Source organism: Chitinophaga terrae (ex Kim and Jung 2007) (genome assembly GCF_900107795.1).
Taxonomy (GTDB): domain Bacteria; phylum Bacteroidota; class Bacteroidia; order Chitinophagales; family Chitinophagaceae; genus Chitinophaga; species Chitinophaga terrae.
Genome location: NZ_FNRL01000012.1, coordinates 154,331 through 177,776, shown reverse-complemented (window position 1 = coordinate 177,776; position 23,446 = coordinate 154,331). Strand labels below are relative to the sequence as shown.

Annotated in this window: 18 protein-coding genes; 14 read left to right on the top strand and 4 right to left on the bottom strand. The window is 49.3% G+C overall.

Features of this window, described 5'->3' with window-relative positions; translation table 11 throughout:
* Nucleotides 1–19: 19 nt before the first annotated feature.
* From BLV62_RS14755 to BLV62_RS14740, 4 genes are all read right to left on the bottom strand, one after another.
* The gene (locus BLV62_RS14755; RefSeq protein WP_168927848.1) at nt 20–1,123 is read right to left on the bottom strand and encodes a helix-turn-helix domain-containing protein; all 1,104 of its coding nucleotides are present in this window, start codon (nt 1,121–1,123) and stop codon (nt 20–22) included.
* Between the two features lie 281 nt (nt 1,124–1,404).
* Complete coding sequence (locus BLV62_RS14750) at nt 1,405–2,031, bottom strand: DUF2625 family protein (protein WP_089762720.1); 627 nt, start codon at nt 2,029–2,031, stop codon at nt 1,405–1,407.
* Between the two features lie 242 nt (nt 2,032–2,273).
* Nucleotides 2,274–3,983 carry a GMC oxidoreductase gene (locus tag BLV62_RS14745; protein WP_089762719.1) on the bottom strand — a complete coding sequence of 570 codons (1,710 nt, stop codon included), beginning with the start codon at nt 3,981–3,983 and terminating at the stop codon, nt 2,274–2,276.
* 23 nt (nt 3,984–4,006) lie between these two features.
* Nucleotides 4,007–4,555 carry a gluconate 2-dehydrogenase subunit 3 family protein gene (locus tag BLV62_RS14740; protein ID WP_089762718.1) on the bottom strand — a complete coding sequence of 183 codons (549 nt, stop codon included), beginning with the start codon at nt 4,553–4,555 and terminating at the stop codon, nt 4,007–4,009.
* 362 nt (nt 4,556–4,917) lie between these two features.
* On the opposite strand from BLV62_RS14740, the gene BLV62_RS14735 reads away from it, so the two are divergent.
* The 14 genes from BLV62_RS14735 (at nt 4,918) to BLV62_RS14670 (ending at nt 23,431) form a co-directional block, all read left to right on the top strand.
* On the top strand, nt 4,918–5,553 hold the full coding sequence (locus BLV62_RS14735; RefSeq protein WP_089762717.1) for a GntR family transcriptional regulator: 636 nt from the start codon (nt 4,918–4,920) through the stop codon (nt 5,551–5,553).
* A 374-nt stretch (nt 5,554–5,927) separates the two neighbouring features.
* Nucleotides 5,928–9,002, top strand: coding sequence for a SusC/RagA family TonB-linked outer membrane protein (locus BLV62_RS14730; RefSeq protein ID WP_089762716.1), 3,075 nt, complete (start codon nt 5,928–5,930; stop codon nt 9,000–9,002).
* 18 nt (nt 9,003–9,020) lie between these two features.
* Nucleotides 9,021–10,475 carry a RagB/SusD family nutrient uptake outer membrane protein gene (locus tag BLV62_RS14725; protein WP_089762715.1) on the top strand — a complete coding sequence of 485 codons (1,455 nt, stop codon included), beginning with the start codon at nt 9,021–9,023 and terminating at the stop codon, nt 10,473–10,475.
* Between the two features lie 64 nt (nt 10,476–10,539).
* Entirely contained in the window at nt 10,540–10,836 is a 297-nt protein-coding gene (locus BLV62_RS14720; protein WP_089762714.1) for a hypothetical protein, read from the top strand.
* 12 nt (nt 10,837–10,848) lie between these two features.
* A complete protein-coding gene (locus tag BLV62_RS14715; protein ID WP_089762713.1) occupies nt 10,849–12,165 on the top strand; it encodes an aspartate aminotransferase family protein in 1,317 nt (438 codons plus the stop codon).
* A complete protein-coding gene (dgoD, locus tag BLV62_RS14710) occupies nt 12,162–13,340 on the top strand; it encodes a galactonate dehydratase (RefSeq protein WP_089762712.1) in 1,179 nt (392 codons plus the stop codon). The genes BLV62_RS14715 and dgoD overlap by 4 nt, the downstream gene beginning before the upstream one ends.
* A gap of 19 nt (nt 13,341–13,359) precedes the next feature.
* Entirely contained in the window at nt 13,360–14,127 is a 768-nt protein-coding gene (locus tag BLV62_RS14705; RefSeq protein WP_089762711.1) for an SDR family NAD(P)-dependent oxidoreductase, read from the top strand.
* A gap of 11 nt (nt 14,128–14,138) precedes the next feature.
* On the top strand, nt 14,139–15,527 hold the full coding sequence (locus tag BLV62_RS14700) for a neutral/alkaline non-lysosomal ceramidase N-terminal domain-containing protein (protein WP_089762710.1): 1,389 nt from the start codon (nt 14,139–14,141) through the stop codon (nt 15,525–15,527).
* Nucleotides 15,524–17,095 carry an SLC5 family protein gene (locus tag BLV62_RS14695; RefSeq protein WP_089762709.1) on the top strand — a complete coding sequence of 524 codons (1,572 nt, stop codon included), beginning with the start codon at nt 15,524–15,526 and terminating at the stop codon, nt 17,093–17,095. Before BLV62_RS14700 ends, BLV62_RS14695 begins: the two co-directional genes overlap by 4 nt.
* Before the next feature lie 13 nt (nt 17,096–17,108).
* On the top strand, nt 17,109–18,326 hold the full coding sequence (locus BLV62_RS14690) for an Nramp family divalent metal transporter (RefSeq protein WP_089762708.1): 1,218 nt from the start codon (nt 17,109–17,111) through the stop codon (nt 18,324–18,326).
* A 17-nt stretch (nt 18,327–18,343) separates the two neighbouring features.
* Nucleotides 18,344–19,873, top strand: coding sequence for a PQQ-dependent sugar dehydrogenase (locus BLV62_RS14685; RefSeq protein ID WP_211117761.1), 1,530 nt, complete (start codon nt 18,344–18,346; stop codon nt 19,871–19,873).
* A gap of 85 nt (nt 19,874–19,958) precedes the next feature.
* A complete protein-coding gene (locus BLV62_RS14680; RefSeq protein ID WP_211117763.1) occupies nt 19,959–21,239 on the top strand; it encodes a putative oxidoreductase C-terminal domain-containing protein in 1,281 nt (426 codons plus the stop codon).
* A 17-nt stretch (nt 21,240–21,256) separates the two neighbouring features.
* Nucleotides 21,257–22,294: a Gfo/Idh/MocA family protein gene (locus BLV62_RS14675; RefSeq protein ID WP_089762706.1), complete on the top strand. Its 1,038-nt coding sequence runs from the start codon at nt 21,257–21,259 to the stop codon at nt 22,292–22,294.
* Between the two features lie 120 nt (nt 22,295–22,414).
* Nucleotides 22,415–23,431 carry an NAD-dependent epimerase/dehydratase family protein gene (locus BLV62_RS14670; protein ID WP_089762705.1) on the top strand — a complete coding sequence of 339 codons (1,017 nt, stop codon included), beginning with the start codon at nt 22,415–22,417 and terminating at the stop codon, nt 23,429–23,431.
* The last annotated feature ends 15 nt before the right edge of the window (nt 23,432–23,446 follow it).

Below are 23,446 nucleotides of genomic sequence, written 5' to 3'. Positions count from 1 at the left end.
ATCGCCTGAGCCGACCGGATCATCCCTGTTGAAGCTGGGTTTTAAGGTATGCCGACGGGGTCATACCTGTAAATTTCTTGAAAGAGGTATTAAAGGTCGCTTTAGAATTAAACCCGCATTCATATGCAATTCCCAAGAGGCTCAAAGACCTGGCGCCGGGTGCAAGCATTTGGGATTGTACTGCCCTGATGCGGTAACTATTGATAAAGTCGAAGAAACTCAGGGCCAGGCGCGCATTAATAACCTGCGATAAATGATGCCGGCTTACGCCAAGCGCAGCTGCCAGTGAAGAAATGGTCAGGGCACGGTCGAGGTATGGCTTTTCATTATCCATATATTGAAGCAGGCGTTCTGTCAACTGATCGGTTGCCGCATCGTCGAGCCCCGATTTCGCATATTTCCTCGCAGCGCTGCCCTGTGTATCATCGTAACCGGCAGAACCGAAAACAAGTGTTTTTACCGGCGCTTCACAGGCCGGTGGCTCAGCAACGGGTTGACAATGTTCAAACAATTGGGGTTGTGTAATGCACTTGCCGGCAACCCAGTATAAAGCCAATACGACCAGCGCATAATTGTAGTGATAGAGATGGGAGAGAAGGGGTAGGCCAAACTTGCGTCCGTAAAAAGCCAGCCCTGAAACTACAAGGATCAGCAGGAAGATATAGATAAACCTGCGTAACCACTGAAGCTGGAACACATTGAAGGCAGCATGAACGGATTGCAGCGTTTTCCTGTACCGTTGTAACTGGACGAGGGCGAGTATGAGGTATAGCAATATCCAGGCAATGCTGAATTGGTTCATCCAGCCAAAGTCGTTTGTACTGGCTGCTTCAAAATCGTCAAGCAATCGGCGTTTGTCGGCCGCTGCCTGCAGGTACCAGGGTAATAACAGCAGCAGATATACGAAAAATGGAATAAAATGGATGACGTCCCGTCGCTGTAATTGTTTTTTGCCTGTGGTAAGATAGTATGTCAGCAGGTAGATAAGCGGGCCAAAAACCGTTGGCAGCAGCCATGAGATCCGGCTCAGGTGAGGAAAGGCAAGGAAGAACGACCGGGTGTCAAAAGCATTGAGCAGCGCCTGGAAACTGAGCAGCAACATCAGCGTGATCAATATAACCACAGGCGCGGTATTTCTTTTCCGGGAAATTAACATCAACGTAAAAAAGCCGGTATTAACCAGCCCCGCTACAACAAAATATTGAAATAAAGCAATCGGGTACATGGAAAAAGGAAAACTAACCGGGCGCAAAATAGATCATTTGCCCCGCGTCTCCATGGTTCGTCGACAAACGATAGGGTAATGCATACAAACGTCATCTATTCTCCTGTTGGCCTGTCTGCCCCCGGTATGCAGCTTGTTCCCTTACTCCCGTTCCCCGCTCCTTTATGCCGGGCAACCAGCTAATGATGCGGATCGATTGCGTCGGCAGCAATGGTCCATGCTTCTTCCACGGAAATAATTTCCCCTCCCGAAAGTACCGACTGACTATCTACTTCCGCTATCTTTTCTTTCCAGTCCGGCTCCCTGAAATCTTCATAAAAACCGGCGATATCACCGGTGCAACAGAAGCCGATGAAATCCGTATATCCTATCTCCATATTCTCCCATTCCCCGGCATCGGGGGCATAATAAAACACGCTGCCTAAGCCCTCCTGTTCGGCTAAGCCGCCGGCATTAATGGCATAGAAACCTCCCAGCACATCATCAGCTATTAAAAGAAATAATGGGGCATCACCGAAGCGCCTATACGATTTACCCAGGTTCCAGGCAGGCAAACTCCTGCTCAACCGCTCATTGCCCGAACCCAGCACTCTCAGCCATCCATGATCTACCAATAATCCTCCTGTTTCGTATATCAATGCACCAATAGGAGATTTGACAGACAGCTGCGCTTCATACAACGCGGTAGCCGCCTGTCCCTCATTTTTAGGCAACACCGCAACATCATTGCTGGCAGACAGGATAATGGCTTCCAGGTTCTTCCAGTTACTCTCATTTATATTAACCAGTTCTTGTAACGATTTCATGCCGCAAAGTTAAGGTTTCTCGCAAAGGTTCACGCAGAGGGGCATAAGGAGCAAAGAAGCATAAGGATTTTTTTAAGAATATTAAGAAAGCAAGGATCAATTGAATTTGATTGTAGTGGATTTAAGAAAGCAAAGGAAGCGAAGATTATGTTATTTAGCACAATCTTCGCTCCCTTTGCTTTCTTATTTCACTTAAAAAAAATCCTTATGCTTCTTTGCTCCTTATGCCCCTCTGCGTGAAACTAGATCTCTCCTTTTTTTAGCTCGCTCACCGCGTGGTCAACGGCCCTGGCGGTAAGCGCCATGTAAGTAAGGGAGGGGTTCTGTGTGGATGTAGACGTCATACAAGCGCCGTCGGTAACGAATACGTTCTTGCAGGCATGCATCTGGTTCCATTCATTGAGGATAGAAGTTTTAGGGTCTTTACCCATCCTCGCTCCTCCCATTTCGTGGATATCCAGGCCGGGCGCCTGTTTAGAGTCGCCGGTGCTGATATTGGTGAACCCTGCTTTAGTATACATCTCTGTCATTTGCTCAAAGAAGTCATTCAGCATTTTTTCATCATTATCGTCGTATGCTACGTCGATATTGATCTGGGGGATGCCCCATTCATCTTTGCGATGAGGATCGAGGGTCAGTTGGTTAGTCTCTTTAGGGATGGTTTCGCCCATCATATGAGAGCCAACGTACCAACCATCTACTTCCCGGTTGAAGAGCTGATCTTTCAGGTCTTTTCCAAACCCGTCGGTATTCACATGAGAGCCGCGCCATGCGCCGAAGCCGGCGGCGTATCCCCTGAGGAAGTCAGTTTCCTGTTTCTTTACGTTGCGGAACCTTGGTATATATGCGCTTGTAGGACGGCGTCCTTCTGTGGTCATATCCCTGAATCCTTCTACCTGGGCTGAAATATGGCCCCTGTAGTTGTGGAAAGCGAAGTATTTGCCGAGTACGCCGCTGTCGTTACCCAGTCCATTAGGGAAGCGGTGAGAGGTAGAATTCAGCAGGATGAGGTTTGTATTGACGGCAGCCGCGTTTACAAAGATCACATTGGCGTAGAATTCTATCATTTCTTTGCTGATAGTATCAACAACCCTCACGCCTGTAGCTTTTCCTTTTTGTTCGTCGTAAATGATAGAGTGTACAACGGAAAAGGGGCGCAGGGTAAGGTTGCCTGTTTTTTCGGCCCATGGAAGGGTAGAGGAGTTGCTGCTGAAATACCCGCCGAATGGGCAGCCGCGTTGACACATGTCCCTTTTCTGGCATTGCCCTCTTCCCTGGTCCAGGTGTACCTTTTGTGGTTGGGTAAGATGGGCGCAACGGGCATAGATTACGTGCCTGTCGGCATAGTTCTTTTTTACTGCTTCCTGGAAGAAAGATTCTACTACGTTCAGTTCCATTGCAGGCAGGAACTCGCCGTCGGGCAGGTGGTCAAGACCATCTTTGTTGCCGGAGATGCCTACAAATTTTTCTACATAGCTATACCAGGGAGCAAGATCTTTATAACGGATAGGCCAGTCAACAGCGAAACCGTCGCGGGCCGGGCCTTCAAAGTCATAGTCGCTCCAGCGCTGGGTCTGGCGCGCCCACATAAGCGATTTTCCGCCTACCTGGTAACCGCGGATCCAGTCGAAAGGTTTGGGCTGGCCGTAGGGGTGTTCAGTATCTTTTACAAAGAAGTGTTGTGCATCTTCGTTGAAGGCATAGCAACGGCTGATCACCGGGTTGGCTTCTTTAATGGCGCGGGGCACCTGGTTGCGGTGAGGAAATTCCCATGGAAACATCGACGTGGTAGGGTAGTCTTTGATATGTTTCACATCCCGGCCTCTTTCCAATACCAGTGTTTTCAGGCCTTTTTCGGTAAATTCTTTGGCTGCCCATCCGCCGCTGATGCCGGAACCGATCACGATGGCGTCGAAGGTGCGGGATTGAGCGCTTTTATTATTAATACTCATACAATTAAAAGTTAGACTGTGGGTTAGGAAAGTTTCCTGGCTTGCGGTTTATACGGTACGGCGCCTTTATATCTTCCGGGCACCAGTTCGTAAATGTCCACATTCGTCAGGAAGTACTTGGAAGTCGTGTAAGCGTGAATGGTTTCTCGCTTGGTAGTCCGGTAAAAGTAGTTGAGGGCATTATCCTCTTTGCTTTCTTCCAGCGATTTTACCAGGGCGTTCCTCTGGGCGGTATTGCATTGAACAAAGCCCAGACCATTCATGTCCTTACAGGCTTCTTCAAAGGCTTTCAGGCCTTTTACCCATCTTTTCTGTTCATCTTTTGTGTAACAGTCATCCAACATTACTACCGTAAACAACGGAGCGCCTAATGACTTGGCGCCCGGGGTGGAAGTAGGAGGAATGATGGTGTCTGTGAGTTCGGCCAGGATCTTTTCCTGGTCGGCGTCGATGCTGAAATTTTTGATAGCCATCGACGAACGGGTTGTTTTTTGCAGGCAGGACGGCAAAATCGCAAATCCTGCAGATACAAACAACAGTTGCTTTATCGCGGATCTTCTGTCTACTGCCATTGTTCGGTATTTAAAGTAAATAAACGGGAATTGAACTGCATCACTTTAGCTAAAACGATTTTAAAAGGCAATAAATATAGAAAATCTGTGCTTTTTTGTAGCCAATTCATTGTTAAAAGGATAGAAGAGTAGTATAATTGGTTGAAAAAGTACAGGATTACCCCGGAAAATGGCGATATTGAAAAGGCAGGAAAATGTAAAATCCGGATTTTGAATATAAATTTGTTGGGTCAACCGATCCATAGAGACTGAGAAAGAGACCACGTAATTTGTTTGCCAATCATCAGCCTGCTGGTATATATATTATCGGATCTCTAAAAAATGTTTACTTTTGCCAAAAAATTTCGTTTACATAATTAACTATGAAGACAGACTCCTTAGCCAATAAAGTGTACGTAGAACTGCGCCGTAAGATCCTTGCTAATCAACTGGTGCCGGGGATGCGCCTGAAGGAAGATGTATGGGCCAAAAAAATGGAAGTAAGCCGCATGGCCGTGCGGGAAGCGCTTACCCGGTTGCTGGGCGAAAACCTGGTAGTGTTCGGGGAAAAAGGCGGGTATTTTGTCAAGACGATGAATGCCGAAGATATCAAACAGATCCGCCAGTTAAGGGAGCTGCTGGAACTGGGAGCGATCCGGCTGGCCATCCAGCATTGTACCGACGAGCATATCAGTGCCCTGGAGCGGATCTGCGAGGATTTCAGCAATATGGTGAAGAACGGGTACCTGGGCGGCGCCTGCGAAGCAGACGTCAAGTTCCATGAAACCCTGGTTGCCAGCGCCGTTAACCCTAAACTGATGGAACTGTACCAGTTCAGCAATATCCCCCTTTTCCATATGAAACTGGGTAAAATGCTGCAGATGGATGATTATGAACAGACAGATGAAGAACACCGCCAGATCGTTAACGCCCTGAAAGCAAGAGACCTCAGAATGGCTGAAGAAGCCCTGATCAAGCATTTGGTAAGAGGAGAACTTACTACTCTGGAAATCGATTAACCCCTTTTTATCTGCCCGCACACTGACTTAATAATTTCTTCATGTTTTCCTGAAAAATATTTTTTTGTTTACAAAACAACATTATATTTGTAAACATAATGATCAGCGCGCACCTGGTAAATGAAGTTTAGCCTGTAAGCGGTTATCATAACCTTGCTGACTTTTCAGATTTGTTTTACTTCCGGTGAACACGGGTATTTGACAGTTGTAACCTGCAATTGAATTGAATACCTATGCCCGTCAGTACCAGGTTTTTGCCCATTGATTTGCCCTCCATAAAAAGTGAAAATGTAAACAAATTACGGGTACGCCTTTTTTAGTGTATCTGTACACGTGGAAAAACTTATCTAAACATTTTATCTAACCAACGTATTATGAAAGGCAAGAACCTCTACCTTTTCGTATGGCTGTTCTCATTTGCCATCATGCTCTGCAGGCCGTTTCACCTGTTTGCACAGGAGGCGCAGGAAATCAAGGGTACTGTACTGGACGCACAAACGCAGTCGCCGATCCCCGGTGTAACTGTCATGATCAAAGGAAGCAAAACAGGCGCAGCTACCGACGCCAAAGGCCAGTTCTCAATCCGTGCAACGGCAACGGATATACTGGTTTTCTCCTTCATCGGTTACGACAAAGCCGAACAGGCTGCCGGGAACGGTAAACACATCTATATCTCCCTTCAACCATCAAAAACAACCTTGAACGAAACAGTAGTAATTGGTTACGGTACCGTTAAAAAATCGTCTGTTACTGCTGCTGTCGCAAAAGTAGAAAATACAAACCTCGACCAGATGCCGGCCGGCCGGCCGGAAGCCGCATTGGTAGGCCGCCTGGCAGGGGTGAACATTTCCCAGGCGAGAAGCCAGCCGGGCCAGGCTCCCAATATCCGCATCCGCGGCGCCGGCTCTATCAGCGCCGGCAACGAACCGCTGGTAGTGATCGACGGCGTACCCGGCGGCAACCTCGGCAACATCAATATGAACGACGTTCAATCCATCGAAGTGCTGAAAGACGCTTCCAGCGCTGCCATCTATGGCTCCCGCGCCGCCGGCGGCGTAATTATGGTGACCATGAAAAAAGGCGTGGCAGGCAAAACAAAGTTCAACTTCAATGGCTATGCAGGCTTGTCTAAAGCCATCGTACATAACGACTGGATCACCGGACAGGAATATTATGATTATGCAGTGAAATTCCAGAACAGGGAATATACCTGGGCCGGCGGCGATCCGACCATCCCCGTATGGGGCGATCCGAGAAGACCCGCCAGCTACCAGGTGAATGATACCATCATTTCTCCCAATCCCGTGATCTGGCAGGATGCCGTGTTGTCTACCGCCCCTATTCAAAGCTATAACCTGTCTGCCAGCGGAGGTACCGATAAAGTTACTTACTACGTAGCAGGTACCTATAAAGATGAAAAAGGAACCCTGCGCAATACCTGGTTTAAAACCTATGGTCTCCGCGCCAACGTAGACGTAAAAGCCAGCAAAGTAGTGGAACTGGGATTCATGCTCACTCCATCTTATTCTAAACTTCGCTCTCCGTCTGTCGACATTGCCAACTTCTCCAAATACCCAAGCTTCGTGCAAACCCGCCGTGCAGACGGTTCCTATCCTAAAGCACGGGACTACTGGGGCGCCGTTGTCAGCGGGCAGTTAAACCCGCTTGCCACGCTCGACGGTACAGAAAATTTCAGCTCTACTTTTGCCAACATCAGCGATATGTACCTGAAACTGAACCTGGCCAAAGGTTTGAGCTTAAGATCTTCTGTAGGAACAAACATTGCTTACAATACTATTGATAACTACCAGACTTCCTGGGGCAATGCTGCCGGCTCTACAGGCAGCCAGCGCAAGTCTTCCACTATCAATGTGATCAACGAAAACGTTCTAAGCTACAATACTACCTTCCGCGGAGGCCATGATCTCGCCGCTATTGCAGGCATGTCGCTCCAACGCAACTGGGGAGAGGCTTCCGGCATCTATGCCGTAACCGGTTCTTTCAATAATGATATCATTCATACATTAAGCAACGCTACTATAAACGCAGCTGCCAGCACTTTCACCAAATCGAGCTGGGGACTGGTTTCCTACTTCAGCCGCGTAAACTATGCCTACAAAGATAAATACCTGGTTTCCGCTTCCATTAGGACAGACGGCAGCTCCAGGTTTGGTCCGAATTCCAAATGGGGATATTTCCCATCCGCTTCATTGGCATGGAGAGTGAAACAGGAAGAATTCATGCAGGATATCAGGGCTATCAGCGACCTGAAACTCCGCGCCAGCTACGGTGTAACGGGCAACTTCAACATCGGCGACTTTGCCTATCTCGGCAAAATGAAAGATGCGCTGTATTCTCCCAACAATTCTACCGTTAAAGGCCAGGCGCAGGGCAACTACGGAAACCCCGATCTGACCTGGGAAAAAACCGCGGGTATCGACCTGGGCTTCGAACTCGGCGTATTGGATAACCGCATCAATTTGAACTTCGATTACTACAGCAAGAAAACCAAAGACCTGTTATACGAAGTTTCCGTTCCTATCACCACCGGCTTCACTACCGGTTTGTCTAACATCGGTTCTGTGAGCAACAAGGGTATTGAGCTGGAATTAACTACCCGCAACCTGGTAGGTAAATTCAACTGGTCAACCTCCTTCAACTTCTCTAAGAACGTGAACAAGGTAGAAGACCTGGGCGATGTGAAGGAAAGGATAGTGACAGACCAGTTCGGCATGTCGTGGATCCTCAGGGTAGGAGAGCCCATGTTCTCTTACTATGGTTACAAAACTACCGGCGTATTCCAGAATGCTAACCAGATCGCCAATACGCCTGCTTTAGGCAATACCAAACCTGGTCAGCCTATCATATTCGACCGCGACGGCAACAAGACGATCAATTCAGACGATAAAATGATCTTAGGCAATTTCCAGCCTAAGGCAATATTTGGAATGGTGAACAATTTCTCCTGGAAAAGCTTCGATCTGAGCATCGCTATGCAGGCTTCTGTTGGCGCCAGGATCTACAACTTCGAAAATGAATATTACTCAGGCACCCTGTTGGGAGCCATGAGACGTTCGCTGGTCGAAAACCAGTGGTGGTCCGAAGCCAGCCCCGGCAACGGTAAAACACCTGCTATCTCTTTAAACAACATCGCTTCCTGGGGAGCAACTGATGTGCTGGTAGAAGATGCTTCGTTCCTCGCTCTCCGCAACATCAACTTCGGCTACACGATACCTGAATCCTTTACCAGCAAGTTGCGCATGAACTCCTGCCGCGTTTACTTCTCTGTAAGCAATGCCCTTATCCTCACCAAAAAAGGCTTCCACGGTTATAACCCTGAAGGTTATACGAATGGAGAGATCGGGGGAGTGAACAGCAAGCCAGGCTATAACACAGGCTCTGAACCACTGAACCGTTCTTATGCACTGGGCTTCAACTTTAATTTTTAATCCGCAAACAGAAAAGAGATGAAAAAGACAATCATTGCTTCGATGTTACTTTTGTTTGGTGCGGCCAGTTGTACAGACAAACTGCTCAATCTGAAACCTGAAGATACCCTGACCACAGGGAACTACTATAAAACTGCCAATGATATGAACCTGGCGGTGCTGGGCGTATACAACGCGTTGCAGCAACGCAAGCAGACAGATTACCTCATCATGGAACTGCCGTCCGATAACCTTTACCTGGGTAATAATACCGCGGTAGCAGGGGGCTCGGAAATGGATGCCCTGGCAGTGAACCAGGATAACAATATCGTAGCCGACTTTTGGGAAGCTACTTACACGGGTATTGGCAGGGCCAACGCCATCCTGGAAAATATCAACGTGCCTACGGATTACCCGGCCAATATGAAAGACCAGTACACCGGGGAAGCAGAGTTTATGCGGGCATGTTTTTACTTCGACCTGGTACGCCTGTTTGGCGGAGTGCCTAAAGTGACGACATCCCTGTCGATCGCTGAAGCTAAAACCATGGCCAGGTCCAGCGCTGATGATATCTATGCTTTGATCATTTCCGACCTGAAAGATGCGGTAGAGAAACTTCCGAAAACCATTGCAAAGGGCAGGGCTTCCAAAGCCGCCGCCTTGGGGATGCTGGGTAAAGTATATGTATACCGTAAAGACTGGCCAAATGCGAAAACCTGTTTCGAAAGGATCAACAGCGAATTCAGTTTTATCCTTGAGCCTAATTTCTCAACGCTCTGGAGCCTGGCCACTGAAGATAACAATGAAGTGATCTTTACAATGAAATATGTTGAAAGCTCCAACGGGCAGACGCTTTCCACTGCTTATACGCCAAATGGAGGTATCTATGGGCTTGTAGACAGGGGTAACGAAGTGGCATTGCCTTCCTGGAGCCTGAATAAACGATACGAGGCAGGCGATAAACGCAAAGCGTCTACTATTTCAGATATGTATGTTCCTGCAACCGGCGGTACCCCTATCTTTTACCCATACGTTTCAAAATACGCGGTAAAACACCTGATAGGAACATCGGGGTTAGATATCCCGGTACTCCGGTATGCAGACGTGGTGCTCCTGTATGCTGAAACATTATACAATGCAGGCGATAAAGGTAATGCGCTGATCCAGTTGAATAAAGTGCGTGAAAGAGCGTTTGGCGATGCAAGCCACGATTATACGGCGGCGGATATTGCATCCGCAGATGCTTTCCTGGATAAGCTGTTGCTGGAAAGACAACTGGAATTTGCCTACGAAAATGAAAGATGGCTGGACCTGGTGCGTACAGGCAGGATGACCACTGTTATGACAAAAGAAGAACGTTTGTACAACAACGTTACCAACCAACCATTGGTCACTACCTTGTCGCCTAAAGACTACATGAACCTGTTCCCTGTTCCTAAACGCCAGATAGACCTCTATAACCCGGGCGTTTTACAACAGAACACCGGTTATTGATGATGGATAGATTTGAGTAAGAATTAATACGTGGAACATGTTAAGAAGGTCCGGGGTCTCGCTAATGAAAATTAAAATCCTGCTGGCATATGGATTAGTGCTGATGTATAGTGCAGTGAGGTCCCGGGCCCAATTAACAGCGGCCGTTAACTGCGATCCCATCCCGGCTTTAAAAGCTGTGGCTATTTATACTTTCGAAGGTAGAAAAGTGAGCAATATCAAAATAGACGGGGTGCATGGCTACAAAGCATGCGCCTCTGTTTTATTCTGCAGCCTGTTCACTAATATAAAAAATAATCAATACTGGCTTGCAGAGAGAGTAAGGCTGGTGACTATTTCAATCAATAAATTAAAATCTTAACAGTATCATATTATGAACGCATGGCCAAAATCATCAGCGCTGTTGAAGAACAACGAACAGTGGATTCCCGGTGGCGTGGTATCGCTTAACCGGAAGGCAGACCCGAATATTTGTTTTGAAAAAGGTTTGGGAAGCCGCGTGTGGGACCTGGAAGGAAACGAGTATATCGACTACCAGGCGGGGTTTGCAGCAACATTCCTGGGGCATAACGACCCGGATATCAATGCCGCAGTGTTGCAAACATTAAACCAGGACAGCTTGCTGATGAGCGCTGGGCCCACCAACCTGGAAGGCGAATTTGCCAGCCTTTTCTGCAAATGCGTACCCACCGCAGAAAGTGTGCAGATCACTACGACCGGTTCTGAAGCTACCTATCATGCTTTACGTATAGCCCGCGCCGTTACAGGAAAGGATCATATCATTGTAATGCAGGGCGGTTATAACGGATGGCATAACGATGTATCATGTAACGTAATCAGCAGCCTTGGCGATATAGGACCAAGAGTGAGCCCGGGCGAGTACCCCTACGACAGTTTGTCTGCCGGCGTACCCCAGGCGCATAAATCGCTGGTGCATATCGTGAACTACAACGATCTTGCTTCTGTTGAATATATTTTAAAACGTTATCCTGTTGCCGGTATATTGCTGGAACCCATCCTGCAGAATGTGGGTATCCTGAAACCGCAGCCAGGCTACCTCGAAGGGTTGCGCAAACTGGCAGACGAGCATGGCTTCCTGCTGATCTTCGACGAAGTTAAAACAGGCTTCCGCCACGCGTTGGGCGGCTACCAGCAGATCTGCGGCGTCACGCCCGACCTGAGCACTTTCGGGAAAGCTGTTGCCAACGGTTATCCCCTGGGAGTGATCGCAGGTAAGAAGAAGTATATGGATTATTTCGTTCATCCTGAAAAGAGCAGGCGGGTACTCATCGCGGGTACATTTAATGCCCATCCGCTCACTACGGCAGCCGCTATCGCTACATTAAAGAAACTGTCGACCGCCGGGGTGTATGAACATGTAAATAAACTGGGAGAGATGCTGGAGAATGGCTTGAATGATATTTTTGCCGCTACCGGTCGCAAATTCTACGTGGCCCGCCAGGGTTCCGCTTTCTGTGTATATTTCATGGATCACGCGCCGGTTGATTTCCACGATATCGTAGAGAACCACGACTTTGATTACGATAAGCAATACCGGCTGAAACTGATTGAGAGCGGCATCTTCAACTTCCCGCTGCCGATCAAGCAGGGTAGTATTTCCTTTGCCCATACAGTAAACGACATTGAAGAAACATTGGAGAAAACCAAAAATATCGTAGCTCAATTATGAAAATAACCGCGATTGAAACACAGGTATGTCATGCCAGGATGCGTAACTGGATCTTTATTAAAATTGTGACAGATCAACCCGGGTTATGGGGATGGGGAGAAGCTACGCTGGAATGGCATACCCGCGCAGTAGTGGGAGCCGTGGAAGATATCTCCCAGCTTCTTATCGGCGAAGACCCGAGAAGGATCGAATACCTCTGGCAAATGATGTACCGCCAGCACTTCTGGCACGGGAACGGGATTGTGAGAGGAACTGCCATCAGTGGAATTGATATTGCACTTTGGGATATTTTAGGTAAAATACATAATGTTCCCTGTCACCAGTTATGGGGAGGAAGGGTAAGAGATTATATCCGCCTGTACTGTCACCTGGGTGGCGGGAAAATGGAAGATTTTTACGAGACGCGCCCTGACGATGCGGGCCGGTTTGGAGAGCTGGCGCAGAAGGCGGTGGAAGATGGTTTTACCGCTTTCAAATCTATGGCTGTTCCTGAAACTATGCCGCTGGAAGGATTAAAACCTATCCGGTATGCGGAAGCCTGTGTAAAGGCAATGAGAGAGGCGGTAGGAGAAGATATTGATATCATGGTAGATTGTCATGCCCGCCCAAGCCCTTTGATGGGGATGCAGTTTGCAAAAGCATTGGAGCCATATGGCCTCTACTTCTTTGAAGAGCCATGCTGGCCTGAAACAATGGAGGATATAGCCCTTATTCAGCGGGCGGTTAAAACGCCTATTGCCAGCGGCGAAAGATTGGTGGGTATCCATGCGTTCCGCGACCTGCTGGAGAAGCGGGCGGTAAGCGTGATCCAACCGGATATTACTCACTGCGGCGGTTTGAGCGAGGCGCGTAAAATTGCCAACCTTGCAGATGCTTACCGTGTGGCGGTAGCGCCGCATAACCCGCAGGGGCCTGTAAGTACGGCGGCATCCATTGAGCTGGGCTTTGCAACACCATCTTACGCCATCTGTGAAAGCGTACATAATGATGTGCCATGGAGGGAAGAAGTGGTGAGCGAAGGCTTTACTGTTGAAAAGAAAGGAAGGATTGTAAGACCTAATTCAAAACCAGGACTGGGTATCGAGATCAACGAAGCGGAAGTGAAGAAACATCCTTTCCGGCAGGAAGTTTTACAGCGCACCTTCTATAAAGATGGCAGTATAGGAGATTGGTAATTATAAAAAATAAACCGGCATGAAGAAATTATTTGAAGAGAAAACAGTACTGATCAGCGGAGGGCTGGGTGATATCGGAAGCGCCATAGCTATTGCGTTTGCAAAGGAGGGGGCGAATGTAGCCATCGGGGATGTGCAGCCGGCAGCAATGGCGGTTCCTCTGTTGGACGAGTTAAACAGCTTCTCTGTTCGCAGTCATTACACGCAGGTAGATGTTTCGGATGCCGCGGCGGTCGACGCCTGGGTTGCCGCTGCCACTGAGGCCCTGGGTACTGTACATATCGCGGTGGCCAATGCTGCCACGGTAACCATTGCCGGTTTATATAAGATCACTCCCGAACAGTGGTCGAAAGAATTACGGATTAACCTGGATGGCGCTTTTTACGTATCAAGAGCTGTTACCGGTCGCCTGGTAGAGCGGCAGCAATGGGGCAGCGTAGTATTTGTAGGCAGCTGGGCTGCCGAAGCGGTACATGCGCACATCCCCGCATACGCGGTATCTAAAGCCGGTATGCGCATGCTTTGCCAGTGCATGGCGCTGGAACTGGCGCCTCATGGTATCATGGTGAACGAAATAGCGCCGGGCTATGTGGACGCAGGCCTGAGCCGCAGGGTTTGGGAACTGGCGCCTGAACAGAAAGAGGAAGCCAGGAAGAAAGTGCCTGTACAGGCGCTGATCACGCCGGCGGAAATAGCCGCGCAGGTAGTACGCCTGTGCGATCCGGGCAACAAACATATTACAGGCAGCATCCTGCTAATGGATGGTGGTCTTTCACTTGTGAGATAGAAAAAATAACCATGGAGCAGCAAATGTATACGCCGTTTAAAGATCCTTCATTCCGTGGATGGATAGGAACAGGGAGAGAAGACATTACCCCTCCGGTAGGGATCTACGCCCGCAACTGGGGCGCTGCCAAACATGAAGTATCGGCAGGCATACACCGCCCGCTGACGCTGACCTGTTTCTCTTTTCAATCAGCAGCCAACGATACGCCGCTTTTCCTTATCTCCGCCGATCTTGGCTGGTGGAAAAGCGCTGCCGATGAGCGCAACCTGAGGGAAGGCATCCTGGAAGCATTGTCTATACATCCTGATCAGTTGATGTTCTGCCTCACGCATACGCATGCAGGGCCCAGTACCTTCACTGAAGATGCGGGCAAACCAGGCGGGCACTTCATTGCCCCTTACCTGGAAAAGGTGAAGCAGGCGGCTATCTCCGCCTGCAAAAACGCACTCGCAAATGCCCGTACAGCAACCCTCTCCTGGCATTACAGTAAATGCGACCTGGCTAAGAACAGGGAGCTGCCGGAGAAGGAAACAGCAAGGATACTCACAGGTCTTAATTCAACAAAACAGGCAGATGATACGCTGCTCGTGGGAAGGGTAACAAATGAAGAAGGCGCGGTGATAGGCGTTGTGGTCAACTATGCCTGTCATCCAACCACGTTGGGAGCCGACAACCAACTGATCTCGCCCGATTACATCGGGGCGTTGAGAGAAGTGGTGGAAGGCGCTACCCATGCGCCGTGTTTATTCCTCCAGGGAGCCTCCGGCGAACTGGCGCCCGCAGAACAATACAGCGGGGATACTTCCCTGGCAGATCAATATGGTCGCCAGTTAGGGTATGCAACCCTGGCAGCGCTGGAAGCAATGCAATCTCCTGCTACAGCCCTGGAATTTACCGGCGTGGTAGAATCGGGGGCCACGCTGGCAATGTGGAATAAAACAGGTTTCAGTCCTTCGGCTGTAAAGCAGGCGGAAATGCAACCCGTATCTCTTCCATTAAAAGATCTCCCTTCCCTGGCGGCCATAGAAGCCGCCTGGGAAGCCTGCGAAGACCACGTGGTAAAAGAACGTTTATGGCGCCAGCGGGGTATCCGCAAAACCGTTGGGGATGGCGATACTTCAAACATGCCTTTATGGGTATGGCAACTGGGAGACGCTATCCTCGTAGGACAACCCAATGAAGCCTATGCCGCTTTCCAGCAACAGCTAAGGGCTGCACTGGCTCCTGCTGCTGTAGCGGTAATTAATATTGTGAACGGGTATGCAGGCTACCTGCCGCCGGCAGCCTCGTACCACGACCAGAGTTATGCAGTATGGCAAACGCCGTTTGCGCCTGGTTCTCTTGAACTGCTGACAGCCGCAGCTACAGCAATTTCCCAACGAATGATCCTGTCGAAATGAATTTGAACCTAACTGCTTTAGACGCTGCCATTTTTGGGATCTACATCCTGGGTGTAATTGCACTGGGTTTGTATGCTTCCCGCAAAGGGCAGCAAACCAAAAGAGATTATTTCCTGGCGGGCGACAAATTACCCTGGTGGATGATAGGAGGCAGCATCATTGCCGCCAATATCAGCAGTCATCACCTGGTAGGTGCTATGGGCGTTGCCTACAGCCGCGGATTTGTTGCCATAGCTATGGAATGGGGCGCCATTCTTATGGGCTTCAACGCCCTGTTATGGATATTCCTTCCGTTTTATATCCGCAACGGGTTTTATACAGTGCCCGAATTTCTTGAACGGAGGTTCGGCGCCGCTGCAAGAACTACTTACGCAGGTCTGATCCTGTTAACTTATATCCTCGTAGAGATCAGCGCCGTACTATACCTGGGCGCCTTGTCGTTGCACTCTCTGCTGGGCATTTCCGTAATGTCCAGTGTCGTTATCCTGGCCCTCATTACCGGTGTTTACACGATTGCCGGAGGTCTGAGAGCGGTAATATGGACGGAGATGCTGCAGTTGGGCGTACTGGTAATGGGAGGCATTGCGCTTACCATTGCTACCGTGCATGCGGCCGGCGGGGTATCTGCCATTACGGATACCATGAAGGATTGGGATCTTATTCTCCCGGCCAATGATCCCGATTTTCCCTGGACCATGTACCTGGGCGGCGTACTCTGTATCAGCGTTTTTTATTGCGCTACCAACCAGTTTATCGTACAACGGGTAATGGCCTCTAAAAATGAGTGGCATGCCCGGATGGGAGTAGTATTTGGCGATTACCTGAAATTCCTGGTTCCTATCATTATCACCGTTCCCGCCCTCGTTGCACCTAAATTGTTCCCGAACCTGGAGAAACCGGATCTGCTGTTTCCTACGCTGGTAGAGAAATTGCTCCCTTCGGGCCTGGTAGGGCTGGTGATGGCAGGACTGATCGCAGCGGTGATGTCGCACCTCTCGGGCGCCATTAACTCCTGCACTACTATACTCACAGTAGATGTTTACCTGCCGTATTTCCGTAAGCAGGCCACTGAAAAAGAAGCTGTAAGGTTCGGGCGTATAGCCGGGGCCGTGATCATCATGATAGGCATCCTTTGCACAGGTTTATTCCTTACACAATCTAAAAAGCCGGTATTCCTTTACCTCATGAACGCATACGGGTTATTTACGCCCGGTATTGCCGCTATGTTCTTACTCGGTATTTTATGGAAGCGTACCACGCATGCAGGTGCGCTGGCCGCCGGTATTCTTACCATCCCGCTGTCTATCGCCATGGAAATAATGTACCCGGCTATGCCTTTCTTCAACAGGACGGGCATCGTATTCTGGAGCTGCATTGTACTTTGTGTGCTGGTCAGCTTAGTAACAAAACCTAAGCCGGAAGCAGAATTGAAAGGGTTGATCTGGAACAGGTCCAGTCTTTCGTTACCGCCCGGCGAAAAGGCTTTGCAGCAGGGATGGCGCAATCCTACTATCTGGTGGGCGCTGATCACTGCAATCGTACTGTTTTTCTATATCCGTTTCGCTTAAGATATCAACCGCTATGTCAACAAACGCAAAAAAAAGCAGATCATTAGCCTGGCTGCATGCCCTGGGTCCCGGGCTCATTACCGCCGCACTGGTATTTGGTCCGAGTAAGGTAACTATCGCTTCCATCATGGGAGCAGATTACGGGTTCTCCTTACTCTGGCTGGTGGTAGTGGCCATCTTTTTCATGATCATATTTACAACCATGGCTGCCAGGGTAGGTATTGCCACTAACCAGTCGCTGCTCACCACTATTAGCCATAAATACGGGAATATTGCCCGTATTGCTATCGGGGTAGGCGTGTTCCTGGTAACAGCATCCTTCCAGGCGGGCAACTCGATAGGCGCCGGTATCACGCTGGCCGAGGCTACGCATACGCCTAAAGTGATATGGATCATTGTCTGCAACCTTTTAGGGATCGGGATTCTCCTGGTGCGGGGTTTTTATAAGATACTGGAGAAGATAATGATCACCCTCATTATTATGATGCTCTTTGCTTTTATCATAACCATGGTGATGTCTAAACCTTCGGTAGGCGACATCGCTGGCGGATTTGTTCCTGGGGTTCCCAAAGGCTCCATGGGTCTTATCATTGCTTTCACCGCTTCCTGTTTCTCCATCGTTGGCGCCATCTACCAGTCGTACCTGGTGCAGGAGAGAAAACGGATCAACCCTGATGCCAAACTAACGGGTAAAGAATCTATCCCCGGCATGCTGATCCTGGGCTTCATGAGCGCTACAGTAATGATCTGCGCAGCAATGGTCTTGCATCCTGCCGGTATTAAGATCACTACGGCTACGGATATGGCAAAAGCATTGGAGCCTGTTTTCGGCAACGCGGCTGCAGGCCTTTTCCTGGTTGGTTTGTTCGGCGCTTCTTTCTCGTCGCTCCTTGGCAACGCTTCCTTAGGCGGTACCCTGCTGGGCGATGCATTAGGGTTTGGCGGCCACCTGAGCTCCGGCATGGTACGTGTATTCATTGCCGTTATTATGCTGATAGGAGCCACTGTTGCTATCACGTTCGGCAAATTGCCTTTGCAGCTGATCGTATTGGCGCAGGCTGTGACCATCTTCATTGTTCCGTTCATAGGCATTGCCCTGTTCCTGGTAGCCAACGACGAAAAGATAATGGGACCGATGAAGAACGGGCTGTTCGCCAATATAGCTGCAGTACTGGGATTATTGCTGATGCTGGGATTGGCTGTCAATAGCGCTGTTACTTTATTCTTTTAGTCAATATACCTGTAATCATGAAAAAGGAGATCATAGGATCATGTTTAATGTTGATGATGTTTGCCGGCGTTAATATGCAATGCAAACCGGCGGCGCAACAACGTGAACTGCCCGTCGAGGCGGTGTTGGAACTGGATTCTACCCGGGTAGGCGTCTCTACTCTTATTTCCGATCTTAACGTGCCATGGGAGATCGCCTGGGGGCCGGACGACCAGATCTGGTTCACCGAGCAAAGTGGTACCGTCAGTAAAGTAGATCCGAAAACAGGGATAAAGAAACAATTGATCGCTATCCCGGAAGTATACCGGCAACGTAGCCTTGGTCTTCTGGGAATGGCCGTATCCAAAGATCCGGAACAACCCTATGTATTCGTTGATTACACACATATGAACGCTGATTCTTCAATCGTTTCCCGCCTGGTAAGATATACCTATACGGCAGATACGCTGAAAGATCCGTTCACCCTTATCGAACTGCCGGGCAACACTGGCCATAACGGTTCAAGGGTAGCTATAGCGCCCGACGGTAAAGTTTTCCTGTCGACCGGCGACGCCGCCAATGGCTTGAATGCTCCCGATACCGCCAGCATCAACGGCAAAACCCTGCGCTTCAATTTCGATGGCAGCATACCGGCAGATAATCCCTACAGGAACAGTCCTGTTTGGTCTTCCGGCCATCGCAATATCCAGGGACTGGTATTTTCAGATAAAGGACACCTGTTTGCCAGCGAGCATGGAGATGCCATTGAAGATGAAGTGAACTACATACAACGCAGGCATTATTACGGCTGGCCTTTTATTGAAGGACCGGCAGATCTGCCGGCTGAAAAAGCCCATGCAGACTCCTTTGCATTCACTGCGCCAATGCGCTCCTGGACGCCAACAATAGCGCCCGCAGGAGTAGATTATTACGGCAGCAGGCAGATCCCTGAATGGCATAACAGCATATTGCTGGGAACACTGAAAGCGGCAAGTTTGCGGGTGCTCTCCCTGAACGAAGCACAGGACAGTATCCTGAAAGAAGAAATATATTTCGCCGGTAAATTCGGTCGCCTGCGCGATATCTGCGTTGCCCCGAACGGCGATATCTATATTGCCACCAGCAACCGCGACTGGAATCCGGGTAAAGGTTTCCCGTTACCGCACGACGACAGGATCATCCGTTTGTCTGCGCTTCAGCGGGGAACGAAGATACCCGCAACGGCAGAGATACTGAAAGCGGCGGCTCCGCAGGCTGCTGGCATCAGCAAGGGACAATCTCTTTATAAAAACTATTGTGAATCCTGCCATAAACCGGATGGTAAAGGAGTGCCGGGATCTTTCCCGTCGCTTGATCAAAGCGCCGTGGTAAATGGTCCGGCTGCCGCATTGATCAGAACAGTGCTGAATGGCAAGACCGGCGCTAACCCGGGCGAACAAATGCCCGCGTTCGCATTCCTGAAGGATGATGAAATAGCAGCTTTATTAACGTATATCCGTGGCAGTTGGAACAACCGTGCAGATAGCGTTCCTGTTGCTGCAATATCCCGTTTACGTTCATCAAAATAAAGGGAGTACTGATGAGGCAAAATTTTATCTTTAATGGAATAGCGATGACAATACTGTCATGTTCCCATTCACTAAAAAATCATCTATGCAGTTGATAGCTTTAGACCCGGGACATTTCCATGCTTCATTAGTACAACAGGAACAATACCCGGGTGTGGATACTACCATCAAAGTATTTGCGCCGGCAGGAAAAGAGGTCGAACAATATCTCCAACAGGTAGCTAATTATAACCAGAAGGATAGCCCGAAAGTTTACTGGGCAACGGATGTATACACCGGGCCCGGTTACCTGCAGCGCATGTTGCAATGCGAACGGGGAAGTATCGTGATACTGGCAGGAAACAACCGGTTGAAGCCTGCTTATATCCAGGCGGCAACAAGGGCAGGAATGCACGTATTGGCAGATAAGCCTATGGCTATTGATGCGGCAGGTTTTGATTCGCTGAAGGCGGCATTCGCAACAGCGGCGGCTAATCATACACAGCTTTATGATATCATGACAGAACGTTATGAAATTCATAACGTGTTGCAGAAAGCCTTATCGCAGATCCCTGCAATTTTTGGAACACCGGAAAAAGGCGAACCAGGCAACCCGGCTGTGATCAAAAAAAGTATACATCACTTCAAAAAAACAGTAGCAGGCAAACCGCTGGTAAGACCCGCCTGGTACATGGATACAAGAGAACAGGGAGAAGGGATCACAGATGTAACCACTCACCTGGTAGACCTGGTGCAATGGACCTGCTTCCCGGAACAGGAGCTTGATTATTTGAAAGATATTTCCATCAACAGCGCCCGGGCCTGGCCTACGATGCTGAATAAAACACAATATGCCGCGATAACAGGCGAAACGGAGTACAACGCTGCTTTGCAGTCGGTGGTAGGAAAAGATGGTTTGCTGCCGGTTTACGCGAACGGGTCTTTTGATTATAACATTCGGGGCCTGCATGCCAGGATCACTGTACAATGGGATTATGAAGCGCCGGAAGGCGGAGGCGATACGCACTACTCCCTGCTCAAAGGCAGCAAGGCTGCCCTCCTGGTCCTGCAGGATAAAGAACAACAATACCGGCCAACACTTTACATACAACCAGTAGAGAACAGCGCCGCATACACGAAAATATTGCACGAACAGTTTGCGCTGCTGAATAAACAATACCCCGGCGTCGCCCTGCGGGAAGCAGGAGATAAATGGGAGGTAATAGTACCAGCGGCACTGATAGAAGTACACGAGCAATTATTTGCCAGGGTAATGAAGCGGTTCCTTCAATATGTACAGGCTGGAGAAATGCCGGCCTGGGAAATTAGCGCTATGCTGGCAAAATATTATACCACCACGCAGGCCCGTGAAAAGGCTGGCAGGTGAACTAAAACCAGGAAGCTATGACAGATCTTAAGCGACGTAAATTTATCCGTAATTCAGCGCTGGCCGGTATAGGAATGGGCGTAATGTCCGGTCTGCGCCCGCTGTATGCCGCAGAAAAACGTGTATCCGATATGGTTATTAAGATCGGCATCATTGGTTTGGATACAACCCATGCCATTGCATTTACAAAAGCATTTAACAGCGCCACGCCGGTTGCGGGGCTGGAAGGTATGAAAGTAGTGGCCGCATTTCCGCAGGCCAGTCCCGACATTGCCCTGAACCAGCAACGCCTGCCAGGTTTCACCGAACAGGTAAGAAATATGGGCGTGGAGATAGTAGACAGCATTGATGCGTTATTGGCGAAAGTTGATGTGGTATTGCTGGAATCCAATGATGGAAGACCGCACCTGGCCCAGACCTTACCGGTTTTAAAAGCAGGCAAAAAGATATTTATAGACAAACCTTTGGCAGCTTCATTGGCAGATGGGATGCGCATTTTTGAGGCTGCAAAGAAATATAATACCCCTGTTTTTTCCGCCTCCTCGCTGCGTTTCATGGAAAGTGCGCAGAAAGTGGCAAAAGAGCAGGTAATAGGCGCTGTATTGGGCGCCGATACCTTCAGTCCGGCCGCGCTGGAAAAAACACATCCTGATCTTTTCTGGTATGGGATACACGGAGTAGAAACACTGTTTACCGTAATGGGCGTTGGCTGCCAGTCGGTAACCCGCTTCTTCAGCCCGGATGCGGATGTAGTAGTAGGCCGCTGGGCCGGCGAAAGAATAGGCACGTTCAGGGGAACGCGCAAGGGGCCTGATGATTTTGGCGGGAGGGTATTCGGCGAAAAAGGGAATATGGTGTTGGGCCCTTTCAAAGGATATGAACCGTTGCTGCAACAGATAGCAGCCTTTTTTAGAACAGGCGAGTCGCCGGTCCGGCCGGAGGAAACGCTGGAGATACTGGCATTCATGGAAGCCGCAGAAGAAAGCAAACGAAGGAACGGGGCAACGGTAAAGCTGTCTGAGATCTATAAACGGGCGCATAAGCAACTGAAATAATCATTTTGTTCACTGGTAAAAAGACCAGGCCGGCGTTGGAAAGGATGATGATATCGTTGTATCGTACCGTGATCGCAGGCGGCAAACAGTAGTTAACAGATACTTGTAAATAAACTCAATATGACGCAACTGGAACAATTGGTTGACAGCCTGCTGCAACCTTCTGAGGCATTGATTGCTGATGTAACTAAACTGGACGGGGATTTTCTGATCCTGGGCATTGGGGGTAAAGTGGGTCCCAGCCTTGCTAAATTATTAAAACAGGCGATAGATCGCGCGGGCCTGAAGAAACGCGTGATAGGCGTATCCAGGTTAACAGAACCAGGGCTGAAAGAAGAACTGGAAAGCAATGGAGTAGAAACCATTGCCGCCGACCTGTTGAACGACGCCGATTTGCAGTCTTTGCCTGATGTAAAGAATGTATTGTACCTGGCAGGTACCAAATTCGGTACTACTGGGAAAGAAGCTTTCACCTGGGCGATGAACGCTTATCTTCCGGGCCGTGTAGCTGAGAAGTATAAGAACTCCCGTATTGTTGTTTATTCTACCGGCAACGTATACCCGTTAACGCCGGTGTTTGCAGGCGGAGCAGATGAAAGCGTAGCGCCTTCGCCGGTTGGCGAATACGGCCAGTCCTGCCTGGGAAGGGAAAGAATGTTCCAGCACTTCAGCAATCAATACCAGACGCCGGTCCTCATTTATCGCTTAAACTATGCGAATGATCTGCGTTACGGCGTATTGCTGGAAATAGCAAAAGCAGTAAGGGAAGAAAGGGAGCTGGATCTGCGTATGGGCCATGTGAACGTGATCTGGCAGGGCGATGCAAACGAGTATGCCATCCGCAGTTTGCTGCATGCCAGTGCGCCGGCTAAGTTCTTAAACATTACAGGTCCTGAAACCGCCTCCGTGAGATGGATCGCATCCGAATTCGGGAAGATATTCGGTAAGCAACCCCGCTTTGTGGGAGAAGAACAGTCTACCGCCTTGCTGAGCAATGCAGCAGAGAGCTTCCGCCTGTTCGGTTATCCGAAAGTGCCGTTGCTGCAAATGATCCGTTTAACCGCCGCATGGATGGAAGAAGGCGGCAAAACTATCTCGAAAGATACGCACTTCCAGGAGAGAGAAGGCAAATTTTAATTACATATTAAAGTA

Excerpts from the sequence above, each read along its gene's own strand:
- BLV62_RS14740 (WP_089762718.1), bottom strand. The coding sequence starts at position 4,555 with ATGGCAGTAGACAGAAGATCCGCGATAAAGCAACTGTTGTTTGTATCT.
- BLV62_RS14675 (WP_089762706.1), top strand. The coding sequence starts at position 21,257 with ATGACAGATCTTAAGCGACGTAAATTTATCCGTAATTCAGCGCTGGCC.
- BLV62_RS14690 (WP_089762708.1), top strand. The coding sequence starts at position 17,109 with ATGTCAACAAACGCAAAAAAAAGCAGATCATTAGCCTGGCTGCATGCC.
- dgoD (WP_089762712.1), top strand. The coding sequence starts at position 12,162 with ATGAAAATAACCGCGATTGAAACACAGGTATGTCATGCCAGGATGCGT.
- BLV62_RS14670 (WP_089762705.1), top strand. The coding sequence starts at position 22,415 with ATGACGCAACTGGAACAATTGGTTGACAGCCTGCTGCAACCTTCTGAG.
- BLV62_RS14725 (WP_089762715.1), top strand. The coding sequence starts at position 9,021 with ATGAAAAAGACAATCATTGCTTCGATGTTACTTTTGTTTGGTGCGGCC.
- BLV62_RS14720 (WP_089762714.1), top strand. The coding sequence starts at position 10,540 with ATGAAAATTAAAATCCTGCTGGCATATGGATTAGTGCTGATGTATAGT.
- BLV62_RS14700 (WP_089762710.1), top strand. The coding sequence starts at position 14,139 with ATGGAGCAGCAAATGTATACGCCGTTTAAAGATCCTTCATTCCGTGGA.
- BLV62_RS14705 (WP_089762711.1), top strand. The coding sequence starts at position 13,360 with ATGAAGAAATTATTTGAAGAGAAAACAGTACTGATCAGCGGAGGGCTG.
- BLV62_RS14685 (WP_211117761.1), top strand. The coding sequence starts at position 18,344 with ATGAAAAAGGAGATCATAGGATCATGTTTAATGTTGATGATGTTTGCC.
- BLV62_RS14745 (WP_089762719.1), bottom strand. The coding sequence starts at position 3,983 with ATGAGTATTAATAATAAAAGCGCTCAATCCCGCACCTTCGACGCCATC.
- BLV62_RS14695 (WP_089762709.1), top strand. The coding sequence starts at position 15,524 with ATGAATTTGAACCTAACTGCTTTAGACGCTGCCATTTTTGGGATCTAC.
- BLV62_RS14750 (WP_089762720.1), bottom strand. The coding sequence starts at position 2,031 with ATGAAATCGTTACAAGAACTGGTTAATATAAATGAGAGTAACTGGAAG.
- BLV62_RS14680 (WP_211117763.1), top strand. The coding sequence starts at position 19,959 with ATGCAGTTGATAGCTTTAGACCCGGGACATTTCCATGCTTCATTAGTA.
- BLV62_RS14735 (WP_089762717.1), top strand. The coding sequence starts at position 4,918 with ATGAAGACAGACTCCTTAGCCAATAAAGTGTACGTAGAACTGCGCCGT.
- BLV62_RS14715 (WP_089762713.1), top strand. The coding sequence starts at position 10,849 with ATGAACGCATGGCCAAAATCATCAGCGCTGTTGAAGAACAACGAACAG.
- BLV62_RS14730 (WP_089762716.1), top strand. The coding sequence starts at position 5,928 with ATGAAAGGCAAGAACCTCTACCTTTTCGTATGGCTGTTCTCATTTGCC.